This window comes from Candidatus Polarisedimenticolia bacterium, assembly GCA_035764505.1.
Taxonomy (GTDB): Bacteria; Acidobacteriota; Polarisedimenticolia; order Gp22-AA2; family AA152; genus AA152.
On sequence record DASTZC010000080.1, the window covers coordinates 12,683 to 37,826 of the forward strand.

Here is a 25,144-nt window from a genome sequence, read left to right on the forward strand (position 1 = left end):
GAGGAGAGCCGGGCCGCCGGATTCAGGACGATCCGCGCCTGCGCGTCGATCTACGGGCAGGCCGCCGCGGCGGCGTCTATCTCCGCATCGCGCGATCCGACCAGACCGGCAGAGCCGTCGTCATAGCTGCCGGCATTGGAAACGGTGCCCGCCCGCAGGACGAACCACCACCCGGACCCGACGGCGGGCAGCGCCGCATGGCTGAAGGAAGTCCCGGCGGCATTGTTGGCCAGGCACTCCTGGGTCGCCGTGGTGAAATTCCCCGCCCCCGCCTGCAGCAGGGCGAGGTCACCACGCACCAGATCGTAGCGCGTGGCCCCCGGGACCGTCGTCCACCATAGCTGGCCGGCGGACGCACTTAGGAAGAACGGGGTGGTGAGTCCGGGGTCTCCCATCGTCACCTGGCCGATGCTGCCGTTCACGATGACCCTGCCACCGACGGCATACGCCTGGATCTTGAGGGCCTGGAGCGTTGGATCGGCGTTGATGGCCGCTGCCAGCGCGGCCGCCACATCCGCGGCCGTCTGTCCGGCCGCGGTGGGCACGGAGATCGTCCTTCCTTCCACGACCAACTGCGCCCCGCCCCCCTGCGGCGCTCCGGCCAGCATCAGATACTCCTCGAGATCGCAGCCGGCCGAGCAGCCGTCCCACGGCGCGGTGTCGCCCCGATCGCACTCCTCCGTCGGATCAAGCTCGCCGTCGCCGCACGAGACGGTCTGGAACTGTCGCATCATCTCGTGCTCTTCGTGCTCCAGGATGTGGCAGTGGTAGGCGTAGCGCCCCTTGTAGGTGTCGAATCGCGCGATGACCCGCAGGATTTCTCCAGGGGCTACCATGGCGGTGTCTTTCCAGCCGTTTTCCTCCGCCGCGGGGGCTTGCGGCGAGCCGGTCGGGATGATCTCGCCGTTCGGTCCCTTGGTGAAGGCCTGGCGATCGAGAACCTGGAACATCACCAGATGCATGTGCATCGGATGGGAGACGCCCGAGTCGTTGATGTACCTCCAGATCTCAACCGTGCCGAGCTCTGGGTACTCGGTAATGTCGTGCCAGCCCAGCTCGTTGATCGCCCACATGGAGCGGCCGCAGCCGTCGGTGCCCGACTGCTTCAGGCGCAGGTCGCGGGTGATCACCGCCGAGGCGGGGTTGATGTGCGTGATGGGCCGCAGCGTAGCGGGGATCGGGTCGGTGTCGCCGGCGGCGGCGGTCACGCGGAACTTCATCACCTGCGTCACGTCGACCGTCCCGTTGGGGAACGGCGCCGGCGCATCGTTGCGCAGCAAGATCTCTACGCCGGTGGCGAAACCGGCGAAATCGACGACGACTTCGTAGCGTTCCCCCGGCCCCAAGGTGAGCGAGCCCACGCCGGTCGCCGGCGCTTCCAGCAGACCTCCTTCCGTGCCGATGACGGTGAAGTTCAACGAGCCCGAAGGCGGCACCAGCGACAGGGTGTAGACGCGCGAGGTCGAGCCATTCAAGAGCTTGAAGCGGTACTTCCCCTTGGCGACGTCGAAGTAAGGCCAGATCTTCCCGTTGACCATGATCTTGTCGCCGAAGAAGTGGTCCACCCAGGCGCTGGGATACTTGAGCGAGCCGTCGGGATTCAGCTTCTTGTCCTGGAGCACCAGCGGCACCTCATAAGCTCCCGCCGGCAGGTTGATGGCGTCTTCCACCGAGTCGCGGATGAGGTAGGCTCCCGCCAGCCCCATGTAGACGTTCAGGCGCGTGATGCCCAGCGCATGATCGTGGAACCAGATGTATCCCGCCTGCTGGTCGTTCGGATAGGTATAGGAAACGGGAGGATCTCCCGGCAGGAAGGTCGATTCCGGGTAGCCGTCCACCGCGGCCGGGACATGGCCGCCGTGCAGGTGCGGCACCACCTTGGCCCGGTTCTCGGCGCCGTCGATGCAGACGTTGCCTTGCGCATCCTGCTGCACGTCGACGTCGAGGTAGTGATCGTCGCGCCGCGGCACGTTGGTCGCGAAGTCGCGGATGTCGTTGACCCAGTTGACGGTCACCGGGAAGCCGGTGCGCGCGACGATGATGGGGCCCGGGGTCCACAGCGGCGCGACCCCGTCGTGGTAGCCCCAGACCCGCGTCGGCGGCAGCTGGCTGTGCAGCTGCTGCTCGAACTCGCGCATCGTCAGGGTGTAGGTCGCCGCTCCCCCGATCGTCCCGGTGACCGGCGTGGCGATCGGCGGGATGGGCAGCGCATCCATGTAGGGGGTGAGCTGGATCGGGCAGTAGGTGGAGGCGCAGGTGGTGCCGTCGCCCTGGTAGCTCCCGCCGGCGCCCGTGCAGCTGCTCTGCGAAACCTCGCTGCAGGTGCCGTTGGGGGCGCAGCAGGCGCCGGTGGCGATGAAGCAGGGATTGGGGGAGCAGGAGGTGCCGTTCCCCTGAAAGAGGCCGCCGAGGGACAGGCAGCCCGTCTGCGTCTGCAGCGAGCAGGACGCGCCCTGGCAGCAGCCGCCGGTCGCTACCTGCGGCGTGTAGTCGATAATCAGGCGCGGCTTCCAGGTGACGCCGCCGGTTGTTCCGGTGTTCTCACGCGTGGCGAAGCGCTTGCTGGTGTCGACGACCGACTCCGTGCCGATCACGATCCAGCCGTAGTTCTGGGACGGCGTATTCAACCACGATTGCACGTCGGCCACCATGCCTGAAGTGGAGCCCCAGGTGTAGAAGCCGACGTTGCCCACCGAGCGCGTAGCGCTGGCGGTCAGCGAGTAGTCTCCTCCGGGAAGCGACCAGAACTGCGTCGAGTAAAAAGTATGATGCCAGGTGGCATCGCCGGTGGTCGGCGGCTCGCCGCGCCCCTGCTGGGAGTTCCCGGTGTTGGAAGTCCCCTCGCCCCAGTTGGACAGCAGGCGGTTCAGGCTCACGTTGAAACTGGTGGTGAGCTTGACCTTGTCGGCGTAGAGGATGAGCTGGGCGCTGTTGATGACCGAGCCCGCCGGGATGTTTCCCGCGACGTTGAAGGCGAGCACCCCCCGTCGGACGGCAATCCGCACTCCGGTGGTGCAATCGGCGTCCGCATCGTGGACCTTGCCGGTGAAAAAAGTCGGGCCGGCTCCGTCGCTCTTGTCGGCGCACGCATCCTGGGCGATCGGCTCGTAGAGTGTATTGTCCTTGACGGGATTCAGCGTGACAGTGTCGGCCGCCGCCGGCAGCGGCAGCAGCGCCGCCGCGATCGCAAGGCCAGCCAACTTGGTGAGCAGTTTTTGGATCCCCATGTTCCCCCCCTCGCCAGATCCGGTGAGCGCGCCGGGCCCGGCAAAGTGTCGCTCTCGTATCGCCGCGACGGTCGCCGTGCGCATCCGCCGGCACCGTCATTTTCGTGTCGAGCAAGTTGGGTGCCACGGGGCACGGAACGTGCATTGATGGATTGGCGTGCGTATCGGAGATAACCGCGGGAGACGAAATTTGACCCGCGGCCGGACGGGGTGGAGATTGTTGAGGAGGAGCCAGGCGATGAGCGACACTCAGAAGGCGCGAAGACGCAGCAACTTCCGGCGCGGAGTCGGCTGCGCCGCATTCCTCCTGGCCCAGTTTCTGGGGACGACGCCCGGCTTCTCCGAGATCATCCTGCTGCGGCCCAAGAAGGATGCCACGCTGATCCAGAACGCAAACGGCGCGCTCGCCAATGGGGCGGGTCCCGCAATTTTTTCGGGGCGGATCGGCTCGAGCGCCGATTCGATTCGGCGCGCCCTTCTCGCCTTCGACGTCGCGCTGATTCCCCCCGGCTCCACCGTGAAGAAAGCCGTCCTGTCGCTGAACCTGTCGGCCACCAACTCAGGGCCGGCGGCCGTCAGCATCCGGCGCGTGATCGCCGACTGGGGCGAAGGAACGTCGGTCTCATCCGGCGGCGCCGGTGCGCCGTCGACCGACGGAGACGCCACCTGGCTGCACCGCTTCTACGAACAGACTCTCTGGACCCAGCCGGGCGGCGACTTCGACGCGGCGATCATCGCGACCGCAACGGTGGACCAGCCGGGGCTCTATCTGTGGGAGACCAACGAGGCGATGGTCGCCGAGGTGCAGTCATGGCTGGACCATCCTGACGCCAACTTCGGATGGATCCTGGTGGGCGACGAATCGCGCCCCACCACGGTGAAGCGCTTCGATTCGCGCGAGACCGCCGACGAAGCGAACCGACCGGTGCTCTACGTCGAGTATTCGCCCCCCTGCTCTCCCGATCCGCTGGGGCCGGGCGCCTGGTCGCGCCAGTGCTCGATTCTTCTCGGCGACGCGCCGGAGCTTCCCGAGTCCGCGGCGGGAGGACCTGACGTCCCCGATTTCGCCGAAGCAGTGCTCCCCTGCGCGCAGTCGATGATGCTCGATCTGGGAATCGAGGACGGCAGCCCCTGCGAGGCGCTCGCTCCTGCCCCTCCGTCCGACTGCGGGAAGCGGACGTTGAAGACGCTGGCCGTGCTGGCCTTGAACGTCTGCGGCTCGCGCCTGCAGACCAGCTGCGAAGTAGCGGCAGGCATGGAATGCGCACCGGCGAGCGTGAGCGAGCTGATCCGGGATTTGGCCGAGTCCTACCTGAGCGGCGAGTGCCGCAGGATCTTCCCTTGCGGGACCGACTGAATTAGCCGGACCGAACAGACTGCCGGCGACCACCACGGCGCCTAACGGCGCGCCACCTCCAGCACGGCGCGGAAGCGCACCGTCCCCTTCATCATCGCCTCGACCGCCTTGCCCGCCTCGGGCAGCGGGAACTTCTCGATCATCGGCCGGATCTCATGCGCCTGCGCGAACGCCATCGCGTCGGCCGAGTCGGCCGCCGTTCCCGAGGCCCATCCCTGGATGCGCGCGTCGCGGCCGATCAGATCCAGCGCCGAGACCTGTATCGGCTCGAAGGGGGCCGCCACCACCAGCAGGCATCCATCGAGCCCGAGGGCGGGGACGAGCGCCGAGATCGCCTTGGCGTGGGGCGCGGTCGCCAGGATCACGCGGGCGCCGCCGAGCTTGCCCATGGCTTCCGCGAAATCGGCGCGATCCGAATCGAAGTAATGGGTCGCTCCCAGCTGCCGCGCGAAGTCTTCCTTGTCGCGGCCGCGGGAGATGGCGGCGGTCTCGAAGCCCATGGCGCGCGCATATTGCACGCCCAGGTGGCCCAGTCCGCCGAGCCCCTGGACCGCGACCAGATCGCCTGGCCGCGCGGGAGAATTCCGGAGCGCGTTGAAGGTGGTCACTCCGGCGCACAGGAGCGGGGCCGCCTCGGCCAGGTCCATGCCGTCGGGGATGGGCGCCACGGCCGGCTCCGGGACGACGATCTGCTCCTGGTAGCCGCCATCGAAAGAGATTCCCGTGATCCTGCCGTTCTGACAGTGAAGGAAGCGGCCCCGGCGGCAGGGATCACAGGTCCCGTCGTGGCCGCCGTACCAGCCGACCCCCACCCGGTCGCCCGGCTTGAACCGGATAGCGCCTTCACCCACCGCGTCCACGATCCCGGCCACCTCATGGCCGGGAATCCTCGGGAAAGTGAGGCCGGGCCAGAGACCGTCGGTGACCAGCTGATCGCTGTGACAGACGCCGCAGGCGTGCACCTTGATGCGAACCTGGCCGGGACCGGGACGAAGCGCTTCGCGCTCCTCGAGAACCAGAGGGTTTTTCGGCGAACGGACCACCATTGCTTTCATGGAAGGCTCCTCAGGGAAGTGCAGGGTTGCATAGCTCGTGGATCTCGACGAACGCGCGCCGTTCCCGCAGGCAGTAGCGCTCTCTCAGGAGTTTGTCGAAGAATGGCTCGGCGCTGTTGCATCCCAGGAGAGGGCCCCCGGGATCGGTAACGATCAGGCGCGGCGGCCGCTCCAGCAGCATTCGCTGGCGCTCGGAGGCGACCCGCGGGTCATTGATGTGCTCGGGAAACATGTCGATGAACATGTAGATGCCGTTGCTCGAGAGACGCTGCGCGAGATAGAAGACGTCGAGCCCGCGAAAGCGGTACAGGAAGATCCGGTCCTCGGGGCCGCTCATGGCGCGAACCAGCGCGGCGACATCGCGCGAATCCCGCACCCGTCGGGGCTCGCCCCGATCCTTGATCATCGTCCTTGCAAAGACGAATCCCGTCCCCCCAAGAATCATCACCAGCAAGAGGACCACCAGCGCCCTTTTCAGCGGCGAGCGCAGGCGGACCACCGGATAGGCGGCGAGCAGGGTCAGAGCAGGCAGGAGCTGGATCAGGTAGTGCGGGTAGAACTTTGCCACCGACACCAACCCGAGGAGGTCCGCGGCCAGCCAGATTCCGAGGACCCGGAGAAGCCGGCGCCGGGGATTCTGGTCCTCTTGTTCCTCAGGTTGTGCACGTCGCCGGCTGCGCCACGCGGCCCACGCCAGGATGGCAACGGCGAGCGCAGCCACGAGCAATGCCGCCACCCGTCGGTAGGGATCGCTCACCATCTCTGCCTGAGGCGATGGCAATGCCTCTCCGGCCGCCGCGGAGCGCACGTAATGGCCAGCGGGACCGAGGATCGTCTCGCGCATGGCAAGGAAGAAGATGCCGTGTCCCGCGAGCCAGAGAGCCACCGCTCCCGCGGCGGTGGCGGCACCCAGGATCATCCAGGAGGCGGCCCGTACCTTCCCGACGGGCTTTTCCCGATCGAAGAGAAAGAAGGCGAGCATCAGGCCGGCGGCGTCGAACAGCGCCATCTGCTTGATGAAGAAAGCCGTCGCCCACAGCGCACCGACTGCCGCGAGCGTCGTGCGCGACCGGGGCCTTAAAAACAGAAACCCTACGGTCGCCAGGATCGGAAGAAGGAAATAGAACTCCCCGTACGAGCTGAGGCCCCAGCGCCTTCCCAGGTACTGGGCCGCGAGCGACGCCGCCAACAGCGACATCAGGGAATCGCCTGTCCAGCGGCGCCCTATCGCATAGATCGACACCACGACTCCCACGGCCAGGAGAAGATTGAAGAGCTTGATGGCGTGCGCCGCGGCGTCGGATGGAAGCAGCGCGAAAAAGGGGTAGAAGATGGCGAAATTGAGGATAGGGTGGATCTGGAAGGTGTCGCGATACAGGACCTGTCCGCGCGTCATGGCCCAGGCCTGCGACATCATCGCCGCTTCGTCCCAGTCCTGGTAGTGATAGAAGAGATCCGGCACCCTGGCCAGGAGCACCAGCAGGAGCAGAAACGCGACATGCAGTCGATGCGAAGGCGATGGCTGCATCACGAAGAGGCCGGCGCGGCTCCATAGCAACCGGGACCGACCCGGCGCGAGCCGGCCGGGAAGCGGCATCCAACCGAGCGGGACGAGCGGCTTTCGACGGGCGCGTATCTACGCCGAAGCGCGGGAACTGTCAAGACGGCGCGATGCCTGAATGGAGGGATGGCCTGCCGGGCGAGGCTACTCGGCAACCGGCTTCGGCTTGCCTCGGAAGCGCCCGGTGATCAAAAGGAGGCGATGGTTCCCGACCTCGACCTCGTCCAGGGCCTTGAGACGTTGCGCCACGTTGGGAAGCAGGCGCCGTCCGTTCACGCAGGTGCCGTTGCGGCTGCCCGCGTCGACGATGGTGGCCACCGATCCTTCCACCCGGATGCGGCAGTGGATCTTGCTGACCTGGTCGTCCGGAATCGAGAAGTCGCACTCGGTGTCCCGGCCGATGGTGGTCTCGGGCTTCACGAGCCGGTGCGTGGCGTTGGAATCGTCGCCATCGACCATCACCAGCACGAAGACATGCGGCGCGCCGAAGGGAGGCTTCCTTCGGGTCCGGTCGGCCGTCCGGCTCGTGATGTCCTCATCATTTCTCAGCGGCTGTCCCATACCTGAAACAATGTTGGGGCCGTGGGCTGTCCTGTCAAGGAGTGTGAACGAGAATCGCACGGTTCGCGATGAGCCGTGAGCGGAACTCCCCCGCCCCTTACGTTCGCGAAATCTCACCGGCTTCCGCTGAATGGGGGCCGCTTGTGCGGCATCTGCAGCGTAGGATTACCGCGCCAGAGCTTTCAACAGGCTGTGCCGACCTCAGGGACAGGAAGGGATGCCGGAGTCGCGCAGGATTGTTCCGTAGGTTGCCGTCGCACATGAATTCCTGGCGCGCGAGAGGTACCAGAAAGCGAACCCGGAAGCCGGACCGGAACGCGAATCGAGGTAGGTTGTTGCCGTGGACGACTGCAGGCAGCTGGCTGCTGAAAAGATGATGCCCGTCGAGGGGCCCAGCGAGCCGGAAGCGAGATCGTAGAGCGTGCCCGGACCGGCGGATGTAGCTTGGCCTTGCCACGAGGGGTTGGCGGGGCTGGAAGAGGTGAGATTCAAGCCGCTCACTTCCGCCGGAGACGCCCACACCGCTGGACTGGCGTCATTGCAGTCGTTGCCGCCGCACAGGGCATCGGGATGTCCATCGGCATCGAGATCCCGGGGCACATGCAGGCAGCCCGACGCGCCGGCGCAGGCATCGGTCGTGCAGCCGTTGGCGTCGTCACAGAGCAGGCCGCCGCCTTCGTCGGCCAGGGTGGAGCAGTCGTCGTCGAGGCCATTGCAGGTCTCGGTCGTGCCCGGGTGGATCGCTGCGGCCGAATCGTTGCAATCTCCGGCACACTCGCTGAAACCGTCTCCATCATCGTCAATAGACTGCCCGTAGATGAACCGTCCCCCGTTGTTGAGAAGGGCCGAGGTGCCCGCCGGTCCGACGCCGCCCCAGACGATCATGAAGGTGCCGGTCCATACGGCGGCATGCCCGTATCGGGGCGAGGCGGCGCCGTCGGTAGAGGTCGAAATCCAGGAGTTGCCGACCGGATCATAGATGGCACCCATGTTGAAGATAGGCTCTCCGAAATCGATGAGGATGCCGCCTCCCCAGACGATCATCCGTGATCCGGTCCAGATGACCGAAGTGCCAGCGACACCGTAAAGCGGCGGAGGGGCAACCGGGGCCAGCCACTGGTCCAGGCTGGGGTCGTATCGGCCACCGGTGAACGTGGTGGGCATGACGATCATGAGGCTTCCTGTCCATACGGCCGCCCCGATCGCGACGTCATGCACAACCGGCGCGTTGTTCATCGAGGTCGGAGTCCACGAATCGGTCGAGGGCGTGTAACGACCGCCGGTGTTCACGATGATGCTGCCGCTGGATCCGCCCCACACGATCATTTCAGTCCCCGTCCAGACGGCCATCGCATCCTGACGGGCCTCGGGAGCTGCGGTCAGGGAGGTCGGGGACCAGCTGTCCGCGGCCGGGTTGTAGGCCGCCCCCGTCCTGAGGCGCACGGTTCCGTTGAAGCCGCCCCAGACGATCATCCTCGTCCCGGTCCAGACGACCGAATGCCTGCCTCGCGCTTCGGGTGCGCCAACCGATGACGTGGTCGTCCATTGGTCGGAGATCGGATCGTAGCGCGCCCCGTCGTTGAAGTAGGAAGCGTCCCTTCCTCCCCAAACGATCATCGAGCCCCCGGCCCAGACGGCCGAGTTGTCGCGGCGCGGCGCCGGGGCGTTGATGGTGGTCGTCGGGCTCCAATGGTCCAGGGCCGGATCGTAGCGCCCTCCCGAATTGAGGGGTCCGAAGTTCACAACGCCGCCCACGCCTCCCCAGACGATCATGAGATTCCCTGTCCAGACCGAGGAGAGCCGGTACCGGTACGTGGGGGCGCTCGATTCCGAAGTGGGAGTCCAGGAGTCGGTCGTCGGGTCGTACCTTCCGCCGCTCGCGACGTCCCAATAATTCAGGGCATCGTATCCTCCCCAGACCACCATGCGGCTGCCGGTCCAGACCGCGACGTGGAAGCTGCGAGGGCTGGGCGCATTGACTGTGGAAGTGAGCGTCCACGAGTCGGTGACCGGATCGTATTTCCCACCGGTATTCAAATCGGCGCCTGCCGACTGCCCTCCCCAGAGGATCAAGCGGTTACCTGCCCAGACGACAGTAGACCACGTCCGGTTCAACTCCGGGGCCCCGGTCCTGCTCATGGGAGTCCAGGCATCCATGGAGGGATCGTAGCGCCGCCCCGCCGTCGTCGCATCGGGAGACAGCACCAGCATCAACGAGCCGGTCCAGACGGCCGGCCCGCTCGCGGGTGCGCCGGTGGTGGAGATGGGCGCCCAGCTGTCGGTCGAGGGGCTGTACCTCCCTCCGTTCGCGACACCGCCCCCCCAGACAATCATCTCGGCGCCAGTCCACACGGCGCTATGGTTGTACCTTGCCGATGGCGCACCGGTGGTCGAGATGGGCGCCCACGTGTCGGCCGATGGGTCATAAAAGGCACCCGTGTTGAAAACAGAGCTTCCCTGGCCGCCCCAGACGATCATCCTCGTCCCGGTCCATATGGCGGAGTGTTGCGATCGCGGGGCAGGGGCGCCACTCGAAGCCGTGGAAACCCAGGTGTCGGTCACGGGATTGTACTTCCCACCGTCGGACATCGAGCTGCCGCTCCTGCCTCCCCAGACAATCATGTCGGTTCCGGTCCATACGGCCGTGTGATTCATGCGCGGCGACGGGGCGTTGTGGAGAGACAGGGAGAGCCAGGTGTCGGTGGCGGGGTCGTAACGCCCGCCGCTGTCCGAGTAGCCCCAGAGCTCGCCCGCAATCCCGCCCCAGACGATCATGACGCTCCCGGTCCAGACGGCCGTCGCTGAGTGACGTCCATGGGGGAAATCGTCCAGCGAGCCGTTGTCCCAGGTGTTGTCGGTAAGGCAGCTCTGGATGGAGGGGTCCTGCCGGCCTGGGATGACGTCTCCGGGTATGTCGTCGCCGACTCCATGCACCGACTCGATGCTCATGCTGTCTTCGATCCCTGCCCACCAGGCCTCCAGCCGAAGCTTCGGAAAGCTTCGCAAGGGTGGGGCACCGCCGTGGACAACCGCGGATCCGCGCTCACGGGGACTCTCCCGGAGCACGAAGTCCTCGCGCTCTTCGGTGACGGTCATGGCCCACGGTCCATGCGCATCGCGCGCTGCCTCCGCGAGACGTCGTGTTTCCGCATGAATGCGCTGATCGAAGGCGAAGAAGTTGCCGACGAGGCGCTCCGCCAGCGCCGGGCGGGCCAGGCATTCTTCGATGAGAAACGGATCGTTGTTCAGTGCGGAGAACAGCTCTCGCAACCGCTCGGGCATGCGGCTCCCGTGTTGCATGCGGTCCAGCTCTGCCCGGAGCATCGTTGCAGTGATGGGAGTTTTCCAGAACTTATCGAGAGCGGCGCTGTGCCTCAGATACTTTCTGACCTTCGCTTCGACGAGGGCATGGGGAACCGCCTGCTCGAATGGGAACGTGCTGCCGATTTGATGGGAGTAGTAGACCCGCTCGATCGCCTCTTGCGCCCGGACGCGCTGCTCGAAAGTCAGATCGCGCGCCAGGATCCCAGGTGCGAACAGACCGGCGAAGGCCAGTACAGCCCCGGTTCCGACGACCTGGCGCAGCCTGATCGAGCCGAGGCCATGGTTATTTCCCAGCAGGCTTTTCATGCGGGAACAGTACGCCCCACGCCCCAGCTTGGTCAATCAAATTCCTGGGCGCTCTCATCGATCCGCGTAGCGGCGGAAAGCGAGTGCATGGCGCGCTCGCGAACGATTCCGGTAATCGAAATGGCCTGGGGAGGCCCGGGACCCCATGCTATTATCGAAGGACGCTGGTCAAGAAATGAGAGGGAAATCTCATGGGGGCGCGCGCCAGAGTCCCGATCCTGATCCTTTTGTCCGCTCTTGGATGCCCGATCCTGGGCGGCACCCCCCTGTTCGCCCGGGACCTTCCCAATATCGATGCCCTCTCCGCTAAAGGCAGAACCCGCAAGAGCTTCCAGTTTCCTCCCGGTCTGAGCAAGGACCTGGTCCGATCCGATCGCTCCCTGCAGACGCATGAAATCCTGGGGCTTCCAACCTTCTTATGGGTTTCCGAGGGGGCCCGCATGGGAGGCGCCGACTCGCCGCGGCGCCGCGGCCTGGGCCCCGAGGCGGCGGCACGGGAGCACCTTGGCCGGTTCGCCTCCCTCTATGACCTCGAGCCGGGGGATGCCGCGAGCGTCGAGCTGGGATCGATTCACGACACCGGACGCGGCGCCGTCATCGTTTCTTTCCGGCAGCGCGTCAATGGTGTTCCGGTCTTTCGCGACGAGATCAAGATGATCATGGGGCGCGACCTGGACCTCCTGGCGATCTCGGGGTTCCTGGCGGGAGGGCCGGCACGCGCCGCCCGCGGCGCTCCTCCGCGGTTCGATCTCGAGGGGCGCGAGGCGGCGGCGCGTGCCTACCACGATCTGACCGGCGCGGCGGTCGGGCCGCTGGATTTCCTGCCGGTCGGGAGAGGCGGCTCCGATTACGAGCTGGTCCACCTGCGCGACGAGGTGGCGGCGATGCTGGACAAGCCGCTCCTGCAACCCGCCCGCCTGCGCAAGGTCTTTTTTCACCTTCCCGATCGGCTCGAGCCTGCCTACTACGTCGAGCTGGACGCCGGCAGTCCGGGCGCGAACGAATCCGATTACTACGCCTACGTCGTCTCCGCGGCGGACGGCTCCATTCTCTTCCGCAACAATCTCACGGTGCGCGACGCTTTCTCGTACCGCGTCTGGGCCCTGACCTCCACGCCGTTCCTCCCCGCCGACGGGCCGCAGGGGACGGTCGGCACGCCGCATCCCACCGGGACACTCGACGGCTACCAGGCCCCCTTCGTCGCCCCGTCGCTGGTGACGCTGCAGAACGGTCCGATCAGCACCAACGATCCCTGGCTGCCGGCCGGCTCCACGGTGACCACCGGGAACAACACCGATGCCTATGCCGACCTGGCATCTCCCGACGGCTTCAGCGCCGGCGATCTGCGTGCGACGACTACCTCCACCAACACCTTCGACCGGACCTACAACACGGCGCTGGCGCCCGCATCCAGCGCCAACCAGCAGATGGCCGCCATCACCCAGCTCTTCTTCGACGTGAATTTCTTCCACGATTGGTTCTATGACTCCGGCTTCAACGAGGTCGCGGGGGACGCGCAGACCAACAACTTCGGGCGCGGCGGTCTGGGGAACGACAGCATCAAGGCGGAGGCGCAGGATTTCAGCGGACGCAACAACGCTAACATGTCGACGCCCGCGGACGGAGCGCGCCCGCGCATGCAGATGTATGTCTTCGACGGCATCGGCGCCCGGGCGCTGAACATCAATGCTCCCGCCGCAATCGCCGGGACCTACGCCGTCGGCGTGGCGGATTTCGGACCGCTTACCTTCAATCTCACCAACAGCGTCGTCCTGGTGAACGACGGCACGGCCCCGGCCACCGACGCCTGCACGACCCCCTTCGTCAACGCCGGCGCCCTGTCGGGGAAGATCGCCTTCCTCGATCGGGGCAACTGCTCCTTCACGGTGAAGGTCAAGAACGCCCAGCTCAACGGGGCGATCGGGGCGATCGTAGCGAACAACTCCGCCGGGATCCTCGACATGGGAGGTACCGACGCGACCATCACCATTCCCAGCGTCCTCGTCTCGCTCGACGACGGCAACACGATTCGGGCGCAGCTCGGCGTGGGGGTGACCGCCAACCTCTTCCGCGGCGCCGCGGTGGACCGCGACGGAACCATCGACAACGAAGTTGTGGCGCACGAGTGGGGGCACTACATCAGCAACCGCCTGATCGGAGATGCCAACGGCTTGTCGAACCAGCAGGGGGGCGGGATGGGCGAAGGGTGGGGCGATTTCCACGCGCTGCTGATGGCGGTGCGCAGCGAGGACGCGCTGATCCCGGCGAATGCCAACTTCAATGGCGTTTACGCCATGGGGGCCTACGTCAACAGCGGTGGAGACAACGGCAACCAGGGGAACCAGGGGTATTACTTCGGGTTCCGGCGCGTCCCCTATTCGACCGACATGACCAAGAACCCGCTGACTTTCCACCACATCTCGAACGGGGTGCCGATCACCGGGGCCCCGGTGGACTTCGGCGCCGACGGCACGAACAACTCCGAGGTGCACAACACGGGAGAAGTGTGGGCGACGATGCTGTGGGAGTGCTACGCGTCGCTGTTGCGCGACACGGCACGTCTCACCTTCGACGAGGCGCGCGACCGGATGCGCGACTACCTGGTGGCAGCCTACAAGATGACGCCGTCGCAGCCCACCGTCCTGGAGGCGCGCGACGCGGTCCTGGCCGCGGCGCTGGCCGGGGACAACCAGGATTTCCTGCTGTTCGCGCAGGCTTTCGCGAAGCGCGGCGCCGGAATCCGGGCCGTGGCCCCGAGCCGCTACTCGCTGACGCAGCAAGGGGTGGTGGAGAGCTTCACGGCCGGCGGCGATCTTTCGTTCGTGAGCGCTACGGTGGACGACAATCAGATCTATTGCGATCGCGACCACGTCCTGGATGCCGGCGAGACCGGGACTCTGACGATCACGCTGCGCAACACCGGCAGCACCGCGCTGAGCGCGACCACCGCCACCGTCAGCTCGTCGAACCCGTCGGTGGCCTTCTTCCCGGCGGGGCCAATCTCCTTCCCCTCCTCGCAGCCTTTCGGCAACACCACGGCGACCGTGGCGATACAGTTCGGCGCGGTTTCCGGAATCCAGTCGATTCCGCTGACGATCTCCTTCAACGATTCCGGCTTCGCCCTCCCCGGAGCGGTGAGCGTTCCCATGGCGCAGCGCGGCAATTACGACGACCGGCCGAACACCTCGGCCTCCGACGACGTCGAGAGCGGCACCCCGCGCTGGACGGTCTCGCACAACCTGTCGCTGGACGGCTCCGAGCCCTGGACGCGCCTCGAGGTGACCCCTTCGGATCACCGGTGGCTCGGGCCCGATTCAAATGAGCCTGCCGATCACTACCTCGTTTCGCCGTCGCTGAATGTCGCCGCCACCGGCAGCTTCAGCTTCACTTTCAGCCATCGTTACTCGTTCGAGGCCGATACCGTCCCCACCTTCTACGACGGCGGGGTCATCGAGATCAGCAACAACGGCGGGACGAGCTGGACCGACATCGGGGCCTCGGCTTCGCCCGGCTATACGGCCGTCCTGACGAGCGGCGGCGGCAACCCCCTTTCCGGCCGGTCGGCGTACGCCGGCACCAGCCCGGGATATCCCGCATTCTCCACGGTGACGGTGAATCTCGGCACGGCTTATCAGGGGCAGATCGTCAAGGTACGCTTCCGCATCGGCACCGATGCCAGCGTCGGCGCTCCCGGATGGGAGATCGACAACCTGGCCTTCTCCAACATCACCAATCTCCCATTCAATGCGCTGGTCCCCGACGGTCATGTCTGCATCGATACCGACACCGACGGGGTGCCCGACATCGACGACTGCTCTCCCGGAAACTCGTCGCTCTGGGCGGCTCCCTCCGAGGCACTCAGCCTGACGCTGGATGCGCCGGGTGCGACGATCCTGAGCTGGCTGGTCCCGTCAAGCCCGGGAGGGAACACGGTCCTCTATGACCTGCTGCGCAACACGACGGCTTCCTTTGTCTCTCCGACCTGCGTCGAGTCGGGAGATACCAACCTGTCTGCGGTCGATGCCACGAATCCGGTCGCGGTGCTGTTCTACCTGGTCCGATCGCGGAATGCCTGCGGCAGCAATCTCGGGACGAGCTCCGCGGGAGCGCCCCGCGCCGCCCCGCCCTGCCCGTAGAGACCTGGTTCGGCGATTCGAAATCGGCCCGGGGCGCGACACCTGAACAGCCGGTACTTGATCAGGTACTTGATCAGGCGCCTTGCGTGAGCTGCAGGGAGTAAAGAAGAAGGGCGCGAGGCCGAGGCCCCGCGCCCTTTTTTCGACCGCTGCGTAGGCGGTATCTACTTGGCGGCTGCCGGCGCCGCTGCCGAAGCCTCTTGCGGGAAGCCCCGCTCCTTCATCAAGGCGGCGGTCCCGGCGTCCCGGCCGCGGAAGGCACGGTAGGCTTCCGCCGGATCGACCGTGTTGCCCGCGGAGAAGACCTTGTCGTACAGACGCTTCGCCACCGCCTTGTCGTACGGCCCTCCCGCCTCGGTAAAGGCGGCCCAGGCGTCGGCGCTCAGCGTATCGGCCCACAGGTAGCTGTAGTATCCGGCCGAATAGCCGTCGCCCGCGAAGATGTGGCTGAACTGGGGCGTCCGGTGCCGCATGCAGATCTCATCCGGCATTCCCAGCTTCTTGAGCGCGTCCTTCTCGAACTGCGCGGGATCGATCTCCGTATCTTTCGTCGCCGCCAGGTGCAGCTCCATGTCCACCAGCGCGCCGGCCAGGTACTCGACCGTGATGAAGCCCTGGTTGAAGGTGGCCGCCTTCTGAATCTTCGCCACCAGCTCGGACGGAATCGACTTTCCCTGCGCGTTGACGGCGAACTTGTTCAGGACCTCGGGCGTCTCCAGCCAGTGCTCCAGGAGCTGCGAGGGGAACTCGACGTAGTCGCGCGCCACGGCCGTGCCGGCGAGCGACGGATAGGTCACGTTGGAGTTGAGCCCGTGCAGCGCGTGCCCGAACTCGTGGAACAGCGCCCGGGCGTCATCCCAGCTGATCAGAATCGGCTCACCCGGCTTTCCCTTCACGAAGTTGGTGTTGTTGGAGACGATGACCGGAATGGGATGCTCGAAGCGCTCCTGCGGCCGGTACTCGTTCATCCAGGCGCCCGACTGCTTGCCGGTGCGAGCGTACGGATCGAAGTACCACATTCCCACATGCGCGCCTGACGCATTCTTGACTTCCCAGACGCGGATGTCCGGCAGCAGAACCGGCACGTCGGTGACCGGCGTGAACTTCAGGCCGAAGAGCTGTCCTGCCGTCCAGAAGAGCGCTTCACGCAGCTTCTCCAGCTGCAGGTACGGCTTGATCTGGTTCTCGTCGAGATCGTACTTCGCCGCGCGCACCTTCTCGGCGTAGTAGCGATAATCCCAGGGGGCGATCTTGAAGCCGGCGTTCTCCTTGTCGGCGAGCGCCTGCATGTCGGTGACTTCCTCGCGCACCCGCGCGACGGCCGGCGTCCAGACCGACTTCATCAAGGCCATGGCGTTCTCGGGGTTCTTCGCCATGGAATTCTCCAGCCGCCAATGGGCGTGCGTCGGATAGCCGAGCAAAACCGCCCGCTCGGCGCGCAGCTTCAGGATCTCGGTGATGATCTTCTTGGTGTCGTGGGCGTCGCCGTTATCACCGCGGCTGTAGTAGGTGCGCCAGACCTTCTCGCGCAGGTCGCGCCGGGACGAATAGGTGAGGAACGGCTCCATGCTGGAGCGCGTATTGGTGATGGCCCACTGCCCCTTCTTCCCCTTCGCCTCGGCGGCGGCGGCCGCGCCGGAGATCACCGACGGCGGCAGGCCGGCGAGATCTACTTCTTTCGTGAGATAGGTTACGTAGTCGCTCTCGTCGGCCAGGACATCCTGCTGGAAATTGGTATACAGGGCCGCGAGGCGCTCGTTGATCTCGGCGACCCGCTTCTTGCCGGCGGGATCGAGCTTGGCGCCGGCGCGGACGAAGCCGGTGTAGTCCAGCCAGACGAGCCGCTGCTGCTCCGGCGTCAGTCCCGACTTGTCGCGCGTCTGGTACACCGCCTCGATGCGCTTGAACAGCTTCTCGTTCTGCGTGATCTTGTCCTGGAAGGCCGCCAGCTTGGGAGCCATCTCGCGCTCCACCGCCTGGAAATCGGGGGTGCTCATGGTGGAGCTGAAGACCCCGTAGATGCTGACGGCCCGCGTCAGCCCACGGCCCGCACGCTCCAGCGCCGCGATGGTATTCTCGAAGTTGGGCGGTGCGGGGTTCGCCGCGATGGCGTCGATCTCCTTCAGGTTCTCGGCCATTCCCTCTTCGAGGGCCGGCTTGAACTGGTCGACCTTCACCTTGTCGAAGGGCGGCACACCCCCATGGGGGCCGGTCCACTGCGCGAGAAGCACGTTGGCCGGCGCCGCGGCGCCGGCCGCGGGTTTCGTCGGTTTCTGAGTCACGGCATCTCCCTGGGTCGCTCCCGCAGCGATCAGCGCGAGCATCCCCGCGCAGGCGAACTTGAACCACTTCATCTTAAGAGGCCTCCCTGCCGGGCGCGCGCGCCCGCAATACCGAACGTTTTCGCCCTCGCGTTTTCGGTCCCGCTCCCGGGGCGTCGGGAAGGGGTCGCGGGATGGGCCGTCCCGGACGCGGGAAGTCCCGCGGCGGTTCCATTGGCCCGAGTTGGACGTTTGCGGCCCGCATTATAGCCCGAGCCGCCCCCGGCGCCACCGCCCAGTTGATCAATCCCCATCAAGGGTCTTGTGCCTTCCCTCGGGGCTGGGGTATAAGGGCCTCCTGCGTCCAAACCTTTACTCCAAAGGGGGGCAAGCATGAGACGAAAAGGCGTAATCGCGTTCGTCCTCGCGCTGGCGGCGGCATCCGCCTGGGCGAGCTCCGTGATCGGGCTGTCGGTGGAGGATCAGGCACGCCTCTCCCAGCTCGTCGTGGTGGGAGAGGTCCTGAACCAGCGGGGGGTCAATCATCCGGTGAACGGGCTGGAGACAGCGGTCACCCTCAAGGTGACCGACGTGCTCAAAGGCGAGGCGCGCAAGGGCCAGGCGATTACATTCCATAGCCGCAGCGGCCAGAAAGATGGGGAGATCTCCGAGGCCATCGGCGAGGCGGTATTCCATAGCGGGCAGAAGGTCCTGGTCTTCATCGAGTCGGTCGATGGAAGACTGTACAACCTGGGGCTGTCGATGGGGGTCTGGAACGTCAACGAGGACAAGACCGGCGCGACCACCTTCACCCGGGCTCTCCAGGATGGTTTGTCGATCGTCGGCGAGCAGGCAGTGGAGATGGGTCCGGTCTCCTATGGTGACATGAAGGGGCGTGTCTCCTATGCCGGCCGGAATCCCCGATTCGACAACGAGGTCCTGCGCGCCCAGGTCCACGGAAAGGCGGTGACACAATGATCCGGAAGATCGGCTCGAAAACCATCGTCCTGACGGCCGCCTGCCTGCTGCTCGCCACTTCTGGGGCCGCGGCCTATTGCCTCATCGGCGTGCGCTGGCCGAACGGCGCCGACATCCGTTACAACCCGAGCGGCAAGGTGACCACCGGACAATGCATCAGCGCCTCGCAGATGGACAGCGCCGTCACCGGCGGCATCACTCCATGGCGCCCCCTGAGTTATGCGGGCACCACGACCAAGACCGCCAACAAGCGTGACGGCCAGAACACGGTCGGCTGGGCAAACCTGGGCGGCCAGACGCTCGGCGTGACGAATCTCCTCAAGTACGATCGACAGGCGACCTTCAACTGCCAGGGCAACCTGCTGGCCAATCTTTACGAGGCCGACGTCCGGCTGACGACTGCCTATCGCTGGACGTCAGGCGGCGGTCAGTGCCCCTGCGCGGCCGGACCGGCAATCTACCTCAACGGGGTGTCTGAGCATGAGTTCGGGCACGTCACCGGGCTCTGCCACACCAACGTTCCGTCCGATCTGATGTACCCGTCCTTCGGGACCTGTGAGAACAAGAGCTCAGGACCCGATGAAAACGCGGGTGAAAACGCCCTCTGCTACTAGGTCGGCGTTTGCGGGCAACAAAAAAGCGGGGCCGTCTCGGCCCCGCTTTTTATTTAAGGGAAAGTCTAGGCTAGGACTTTGCCCCGGTATAACCGCTGGCCGTCTTCACGAACGACTTGGCGGCCGCCGGCACCTCGACGCTGTGCTCGACCAGGATCTGGCGCCCCGTGAGCGGCTTGCCATAGAACTCCTGGTTGGCGTCCTCCTTCGGCTTCACGACCATCCCTTCGAGGGACGCGCCCAGGAAGGCTCCGCGAGACCGTGACCAGCTCAGAATCTGAGCATGCAGCATCGCATCGGTCATCGCCTGGGTATTACGGCCCACCGGGCCGGCCACCGCGGCAGCCTCGGCACCCAGCGTGAACTTGTCCTTCAGGAGATAGTCCATTCCTTCCTTGTTCATGACGAGGAGAACAAGGTCGGTGGAGGAGCCGCCTACCTGAAACCCTACGCTCGGCCCCCCAATCGAATAGAAGGCGGGAGGACTCATCGTCCCGTCTTCCGTCTTGCAGGTGAACAGACCCTTGCCGTACTCGCCGCCCACCACGAAGGCGCCCTTCTTCACTTTCGGGAAGACGCCGACGCACTCCGCCTTCTCCAGGAGCTCCTGCGGGATGCGCTTGTCGGGAGCCGACACGGCGTCACGCAGAACCTGCTCTGAATCGCTGACGATCTCAGTGCGCTTCGCCTTGTCGCTCTTGTCGTGATCATCGTCGTTGGCGATCGCTGGGGCGGCCATCAGAAGAGCGGCCACCGACGCCATCAAAAGAGTTGCGAACCGTTTACGCATGAGAACCTCCTTCTCAGAATGCCGGCCGATACACGCCGGTCGTTCGCAATTCCCCGCGCCGGGACGCTTGCGAACATTTGTCAGCAGAGCTGTCGCGAATCTCTACTCGTCGCACGCTTGTACGCCGGGCCGCCGCTCTGCCGACATATGCGGCTCGGAACCTTTCTGCCGGACCGGAGCTATTGACGACATTGGACACGCTGCTGGGTCCGGTACGGAATGTTTTAGCAACGCCAGTGCCAAGACTGACTGGATAGATTTAAGTCTCCGTAATACCAGTATTTCTGCATGCACCGATAAAGAACTCTCGGATGAGTTTTGTCCTCCGAGAAAATCCATTGATTGTGAACCGACATTTTCCCATCCGTATTGACGCGTAAGGTCATCACCCCGCTCTGCTGGGGAATCCTTCCCGCCCGATTCTCTTTGCAGCATAATTGCTCCCGCTCTGCCGTCTTGGAGACCTCTCGAGGAGCACCCATGGCGAACCTCGTCTCGATCAACCCCTTCTTCATCGTCAAGGACCTGCAGACGTCCATCGCCTATTACGTCGATCACCTTGGCTTCAAGCTCGACTTCCAGGGACCGGACGACGACCCCTACTACGCCCGGGTGAGCCGCGAAGGGCTCGGCATCATGCTCAAGGCCATAACGCCCGAAGTACTTCCCTGTCCGAATCACACCCGGCACGAATGGGCCCGCTGGGACGCCTCGATCTACACCTCGGACCCTGACGTGCTTTTCGGCGAGCTCAGCCGGCGCGGTGCGAAGTTCCATAAGGACTTGTCGTTCATCGACTCCGGACTGTGGGGCTTCGAGGTGACCGATGCCGACGGGTACGTCCTTGCCTTCTTCAAGCTCCGCAACGAGTAGGGATCTCCCATCGACCCGGCGCGGATGAGACTCGGTTATCTGGTCTGGCCGCTTCTGATGGTTCTGCTGGCATGCACCGCGGTGCCCCGGTTGTTCGCGACGCAGGCCGCCTGGCAGCCATCACCGGGACATGTCCAGGTGCCGATCTGGCCGGGAGCGGCGCCGGATGCGCGGACGGTCGATGGCCCCGAAGTCGTCGGGACAGTTGTGGATAATCAAGGCAACAAGAGACTGGTCGGCGGCAGGCCGTGGCTCTACGTCGACAAAGTCACGCAACCCACGATGACGGTCTATTCGCCTCGGGGACGCAACCGGGGCGTCGCCATCGTGGTGTTTCCGGGCGGGGGCTACAACATCCTGGCCATCGACCTCGAGGGGACGGAAATCTGTGATTGGCTGACCTCGCATGGGATCACGTGCGTCCTGTTGAAGTACCGCGTGCCGTGCGTGAAGGTGGGGCCGTACCGGGATTGTCCGACAGCGTTGGAGGATGCGCAGAGGACCGTGGGGCTGGTGCGCTTCCAGTCTTCGAAGTGGCATGTCGATCCGCGAAGGATCGGAGTGCTCGGCTTCTCGGCCGGCGGACACATGGTCGCGGAGCTCAGCACTCATTTCGAGAAGCGTCTGTACCCGGCCCTGGATGCAGCCGACCAGGAGAGCTGTCGTCCGGATTTCGCCGTGGCCGTCTATCCGGGACATCTGGCGGTCCGTGAAAAAGACTTCGTGCTGAACCCCGATATCCAGGTGACGGCCCGAACGCCGCCCACCCTCTTGATTCACGCGGAAGACGATCCGGTGGACCCTGTCGAGAACTCGAGGGTCTATTATTCGGCGCTCAGGAAGGCTGGCGTTCCCGCCGAGCTGCACGCGTATCCCAAGGGCGGGCACGCGTTCGGGCTCCGGCCCACCGAATCGCCGATCACGCAATGGCCGCAGCGGGTGGAGACGTGGCTGACGGCGATAGGAATGTTCGCGAAGTAGAGGTGTGCCGTGTTCCACCTGACGCACCTCATGGGTCGCGGCACGGCGGACCGCGACGCCAGCTTCGATTCTTTATCCCAATTGCCTGGCTTCCGTGAAGTTCGTGGAGTACAGACAAGTATCAATCCGCATGAATCGGGAGAAACACCTCGTTCTGTCCGATCGCCGCAGGCTGGCCTACGCCGAGTTTGGCAGGCCGGACGGCTCACCGGTCCTCTATTTTCATGGGGCGCCCTCATCGCGACTCGAGCCATTGCTGGTCGGGAATGACGTCTGGAGTCGCGCAGGGCTGCGCATTATCGCTCCCGACCGTCCCGGAATCGGACAATCCGACTTTCTGCCGGGCCGAGGGTTTTCCGACTGGCCCAGGGACGTGACTGCACTGGCAGACGCTCTGGGCTTGAAACGATTCGCCGTGCTGGGCAACTCGGGCGGCGGCCCTTACGCGGCGGTCTGCGCCGCGAAGATTCCCGAGCGTCTCAGCGCCGCCGTGATCGTCTCCGGCGGCTGGCAGATGAACCTGCCGGAGGCGAAGGCCGGCATCCCCTTCGTCAATCGCCTCTTCCTGGGGCTGGCGGCCCATGCGCCTCCGCTCTGCCGTCTGATGCTCAAGGCGATGGGATCTTCCTCCGTCGACGACCCCGAGAAAGAGCTGGCCAAGCTGAAGGACAGGGTCCCGCCGGCGGACTACGCCGCCTTCGCGAAACCGGGCCGCATCCAGGCCCTCCACGAGGTGATGCGCGAGTGCGTGCGAGGTGGGACGAAGGGCGCCGCCTGGGACCTGCGCCTGTACATGCGGCCCTTCGATTTCGAGCTCGAGGAGATCAGGATTCCGCTGAAGCTATATCACGGCGAGCGTGACGTGCAGGCTCCCATCGCTTTGGTGCGGCGAATGGTCGCCCGACTACCGAGCGCACAGCTCGTGACCTATCCGGATGACTCGCATCTCTCGACGCTGTGCAACCACGTTGAACAGCTTGCGGAAGCGATCATTCACCCCGAAACAGGAGGAGGAACGCTGCGATGAACGGGAAGCGCGCTTACTTCGCCGTCAGACCCTTCGACTTGGCGCGCGGCCGGTTCGAGACGGCATTGGGCTTGATCTCATTCACGATTCGGGTGGCGTGGTAGACCTTGTCGAGCGCCTCGAGCAGTGCGGCGCTGTGCACCGCCACGGCTCGATTGATGGACGCGTCGTAGCCGTAGTCGCCCCCCAGCGAGTAGATGTTTCCGTCGAAAATGAGGCCGCTGACGCGCCCGTCCCGATCCACCACCGGCGATCCGGAGTTGCCGCCGATGATGTCGTTGGTGGTGCTGAAGTTCATCGGCGTGCTCAAGTCGACCGCGCCGCGGGCCTTGACCCAGCTCTCGGGCAGCACGAAGGGGTCCTCGCCCGTTGCCCGGTCGTACAGCCCGGCCATGCGCGTGAGAGGCGCGACCGGAACGCCGTCGGCGGCGAATCCCTTCACCGTGCCGTACGAAACCCGCGGCGTGAAGGTGGCGTCGGGATAGGTGCCGGTGCCGCTGATCTCGAAGCTGGCGCGGGCGATCAGCTCGTCGTTCTTCTTCAGCACCGATTCGATCTCGTCCTCGTACTGCTTGCGGACGGCCCGGGTGTCCGCGTCGACCAGTCGGGCCATCTTGATCATCGCGTCGTCCGAGGCTTCCACCGCCGCCTTGCCCCCGTCGAACAGCCGCTTGCGGACGGCGACATCCTTGAGCTGGCTGCCGCTCACCAGAGAGGCGGCCAGCTCGCGCGCCGAGCTCTTGCCGAACATCTTCTTCAGCAGCGGATCGTCCGGGCCGAGATCCTCGCGCAGCTTCGTGAGCGAGAAGGTCAGCGTCTGGATCTCCATCTCGTCGTAGATGGGCGCGGCGGAAAAGAGCTTTTGCTTCAGCGCCGGCAGCTTCGAATCGGCGAACTCGCGCAGGCGCAGCTCGTTGGGCTTCGGCAGCTCGTCGGCGGCGCGCACCAGCGTCCGGGCCTGGTCGAACAGGGTGGATTGGAAGCCGGTGAGCCCCCCGGCGCCCTCCAGCATCGTGTAACGCTTCTGGATCTTGCGCTCCGCCTCCTTGGCGCCGGCGATGGCGTCCCAGGCGCCGCCGTAGGCCGCGCGCCTGGCTGGATCGCCATCGATTTGCGCGCGGAAGGCCTGCTCCCCGGCGATCTTGGCCTTGAAGAAATTCTTGTCCAGCAGCGCCTGGTAGCGCCCCCGGTACCCCTTGAAGGCGTTCTCGACCGTCAGCCGGCGGGTGGTGGAGATGCGGTCCTGCTCCACTCCGCGCCCGGCGAAATCGACCAGCATGCCGCGCTCCTCGGCGAGGCGCATCAGCCGCTGCGGCAGCGCCACGTCGCGCTCGTATTCCAGCTCCGCCACCGTGAACAGGCGCCGGGTGCTCCCGGGATTGCCCGGCACGAAGGCGAGGTCGCCATCGTTCGGGCCGGTTGGTGACCACTTCAGGTAATGCTCCGTCTTGAGGGGCTGGTCTTTGTCGTACAGGCGCAGGAAGGAGACGTCGAGGCAGTAGCGCGGGAACATGAAGTTGTCGAGATCGCCGCCGAAGTGCGCGATGTCGGCTTCGGGAGCAAAGACCAATCGTACATCCTGGAAGCGGCGGAACTTATAGAGATGATACCGGCCACCGTGGTAGAGCGTTACCACGTCGCAGCGGGTCTGGTCGTCGGTGGAGCACTCCTTTTCGGCGCGCGACATCTCCGCCTTCAACGCATCGTTGTACGCCTTGTCGGCCAGGCCTTTGGTCGCGGCGTTCATGCGTTCGGTGATGTCGGTGATGCTCAGCAGCTGGTTGACCTCGATTTCCGGGCACTTCAGCTCCTCGGCGGAGCTGGCTGCGAAGAAGCCCGAGGTCATGAGGTCCTTCTCCTTCGTCGAGTTCTGCTGGATGCAGCTGCGGGCGCAGTGGTGATTGGTCATCACCAGTCCGCTCTCCGAGACGATGCTGCCCGAGCAGCCGCCCGCCAGACGCACCGAGGCCAGCCGGACCTGCTCCAGCCATTGCTTGTCGGGCGCGAATCCGTACTTCTTCTGGACCTCGGCCGACGGGAAGTTGTCGAAGGTCCACATCCCCTCGTCGGCGCGCGCCGCGGCGGTGGCGCAG

General features: G+C 65.4%; 15 protein-coding genes. 7 read left to right on the forward strand and 8 right to left on the reverse strand.

Translation table 11 applies throughout. The annotated features are described in order from the left end of the window. Positions 1-50 precede the first annotated feature (50 nt). Positions 51-3,227: a multicopper oxidase domain-containing protein gene (locus VFW45_05360; protein HEU5180197.1), complete on the reverse strand. Its 3,177-nt coding sequence runs from the start codon at positions 3,225-3,227 to the stop codon at positions 51-53. Between the two features lie 238 nt (positions 3,228-3,465). Here VFW45_05360 and VFW45_05365 point away from each other — a divergent pair, with 238 nt between their 5' ends. Further along, positions 3,466-4,584 (forward strand): DNRLRE domain-containing protein, encoded by a 1,119-nt coding sequence (locus VFW45_05365; GenBank protein HEU5180198.1) that lies wholly within the window; start codon positions 3,466-3,468, stop codon positions 4,582-4,584. A gap of 41 nt (positions 4,585-4,625) precedes the next feature. Here the strand turns inward: VFW45_05365 and VFW45_05370 are convergent, their stop codons facing one another. The 4 genes from VFW45_05370 to VFW45_05385 form a co-directional block, all read right to left on the reverse strand. Further along, positions 4,626-5,639, reverse strand: a complete 1,014-nt coding sequence (locus VFW45_05370) for an alcohol dehydrogenase (protein HEU5180199.1) — start codon at positions 5,637-5,639, stop codon at positions 4,626-4,628. 10 nt (positions 5,640-5,649) lie between these two features. After that, positions 5,650-7,167 (reverse strand): hypothetical protein, encoded by a 1,518-nt coding sequence (locus VFW45_05375; GenBank protein HEU5180200.1) that lies wholly within the window; start codon positions 7,165-7,167, stop codon positions 5,650-5,652. A 177-nt stretch (positions 7,168-7,344) separates the two neighbouring features. Beyond that, the gene (locus VFW45_05380; protein HEU5180201.1) at positions 7,345-7,761 is read right to left on the reverse strand and encodes an FHA domain-containing protein; all 417 of its coding nucleotides are present in this window, start codon (positions 7,759-7,761) and stop codon (positions 7,345-7,347) included. A 201-nt stretch (positions 7,762-7,962) separates the two neighbouring features. Further along, on the reverse strand, positions 7,963-11,391 hold the full coding sequence (locus tag VFW45_05385) for a MopE-related protein (GenBank protein ID HEU5180202.1): 3,429 nt from the start codon (positions 11,389-11,391) through the stop codon (positions 7,963-7,965). Between the two features lie 191 nt (positions 11,392-11,582). Between VFW45_05385 and VFW45_05390 the strand changes: the two genes are divergently transcribed. After that, on the forward strand, positions 11,583-15,527 hold the full coding sequence (locus VFW45_05390) for a myxosortase-dependent M36 family metallopeptidase (GenBank protein ID HEU5180203.1): 3,945 nt from the start codon (positions 11,583-11,585) through the stop codon (positions 15,525-15,527). 164 nt (positions 15,528-15,691) lie between these two features. Here VFW45_05390 and VFW45_05395 read toward each other — a convergent pair whose 3' ends face one another. After that, positions 15,692-17,881 (reverse strand): M3 family metallopeptidase, encoded by a 2,190-nt coding sequence (locus VFW45_05395; protein HEU5180204.1) that lies wholly within the window; start codon positions 17,879-17,881, stop codon positions 15,692-15,694. Between the two features lie 300 nt (positions 17,882-18,181). On the opposite strand from VFW45_05395, the gene VFW45_05400 reads away from it, so the two are divergent. Together VFW45_05400 and VFW45_05405 are read left to right on the forward strand one after the other, a co-directional pair. After that, a complete protein-coding gene (locus VFW45_05400; protein HEU5180205.1) occupies positions 18,182-18,766 on the forward strand; it encodes a hypothetical protein in 585 nt (194 codons plus the stop codon). After that, complete coding sequence (locus tag VFW45_05405; GenBank protein ID HEU5180206.1) at positions 18,763-19,380, forward strand: matrixin family metalloprotease; 618 nt, start codon at positions 18,763-18,765, stop codon at positions 19,378-19,380. Before VFW45_05400 ends, VFW45_05405 begins: the two co-directional genes overlap by 4 nt. Before the next feature lie 70 nt (positions 19,381-19,450). On the opposite strand, the gene VFW45_05410 is transcribed toward VFW45_05405, so the two are convergent. Then, the gene (locus tag VFW45_05410; protein HEU5180207.1) at positions 19,451-20,170 is read right to left on the reverse strand and encodes a lipid-binding SYLF domain-containing protein; all 720 of its coding nucleotides are present in this window, start codon (positions 20,168-20,170) and stop codon (positions 19,451-19,453) included. A 480-nt stretch (positions 20,171-20,650) separates the two neighbouring features. Here VFW45_05410 and VFW45_05415 point away from each other — a divergent pair, with 480 nt between their 5' ends. From VFW45_05415 to VFW45_05425, 3 genes are all read left to right on the forward strand, one after another. Continuing rightward, entirely contained in the window at positions 20,651-21,043 is a 393-nt protein-coding gene (locus tag VFW45_05415) for a VOC family protein (GenBank protein HEU5180208.1), read from the forward strand. Between the two features lie 57 nt (positions 21,044-21,100). After that, positions 21,101-22,024 carry an alpha/beta hydrolase gene (locus VFW45_05420; GenBank protein ID HEU5180209.1) on the forward strand — a complete coding sequence of 308 codons (924 nt, stop codon included), beginning with the start codon at positions 21,101-21,103 and terminating at the stop codon, positions 22,022-22,024. Positions 22,025-22,154: 130 nt separating this feature from the next. After that, a complete protein-coding gene (locus VFW45_05425; protein ID HEU5180210.1) occupies positions 22,155-23,051 on the forward strand; it encodes an alpha/beta hydrolase in 897 nt (298 codons plus the stop codon). Between the two features lie 13 nt (positions 23,052-23,064). On the opposite strand, the gene VFW45_05430 is transcribed toward VFW45_05425, so the two are convergent. Then, positions 23,065-25,144: S46 family peptidase (locus VFW45_05430; protein ID HEU5180211.1), on the reverse strand; the 2,080-nt coding region annotated here is incomplete at its 5' end.

What these genes read in the sequence shown, in the direction of transcription:
- VFW45_05380 (HEU5180201.1), bottom strand. Translation starts at nt 7,761, where the DNA reads ATGGGACAGCCGCTGAGAAATGATGAGGACATCACGAGCCGGACGGCC.
- VFW45_05360 (HEU5180197.1), bottom strand. Translation starts at nt 3,227, where the DNA reads ATGGGGATCCAAAAACTGCTCACCAAGTTGGCTGGCCTTGCGATCGCG.
- VFW45_05415 (HEU5180208.1), top strand. Translation starts at nt 20,651, where the DNA reads ATGGCGAACCTCGTCTCGATCAACCCCTTCTTCATCGTCAAGGACCTG.
- VFW45_05365 (HEU5180198.1), top strand. Translation starts at nt 3,466, where the DNA reads ATGAGCGACACTCAGAAGGCGCGAAGACGCAGCAACTTCCGGCGCGGA.
- VFW45_05420 (HEU5180209.1), top strand. Translation starts at nt 21,101, where the DNA reads ATGGTTCTGCTGGCATGCACCGCGGTGCCCCGGTTGTTCGCGACGCAG.
- VFW45_05375 (HEU5180200.1), bottom strand. Translation starts at nt 7,167, where the DNA reads ATGCAGCCATCGCCTTCGCATCGACTGCATGTCGCGTTTCTGCTCCTG.
- VFW45_05405 (HEU5180206.1), top strand. Translation starts at nt 18,763, where the DNA reads ATGATCCGGAAGATCGGCTCGAAAACCATCGTCCTGACGGCCGCCTGC.
- VFW45_05400 (HEU5180205.1), top strand. Translation starts at nt 18,182, where the DNA reads ATGAGACGAAAAGGCGTAATCGCGTTCGTCCTCGCGCTGGCGGCGGCA.
- VFW45_05410 (HEU5180207.1), bottom strand. Translation starts at nt 20,170, where the DNA reads ATGCGTAAACGGTTCGCAACTCTTTTGATGGCGTCGGTGGCCGCTCTT.
- VFW45_05390 (HEU5180203.1), top strand. Translation starts at nt 11,583, where the DNA reads ATGGGGGCGCGCGCCAGAGTCCCGATCCTGATCCTTTTGTCCGCTCTT.
- VFW45_05385 (HEU5180202.1), bottom strand. Translation starts at nt 11,391, where the DNA reads ATGAAAAGCCTGCTGGGAAATAACCATGGCCTCGGCTCGATCAGGCTG.
- VFW45_05395 (HEU5180204.1), bottom strand. Translation starts at nt 17,881, where the DNA reads ATGAAGTGGTTCAAGTTCGCCTGCGCGGGGATGCTCGCGCTGATCGCT.
- VFW45_05425 (HEU5180210.1), top strand. Translation starts at nt 22,155, where the DNA reads ATGAATCGGGAGAAACACCTCGTTCTGTCCGATCGCCGCAGGCTGGCC.
- VFW45_05370 (HEU5180199.1), bottom strand. Translation starts at nt 5,639, where the DNA reads ATGAAAGCAATGGTGGTCCGTTCGCCGAAAAACCCTCTGGTTCTCGAG.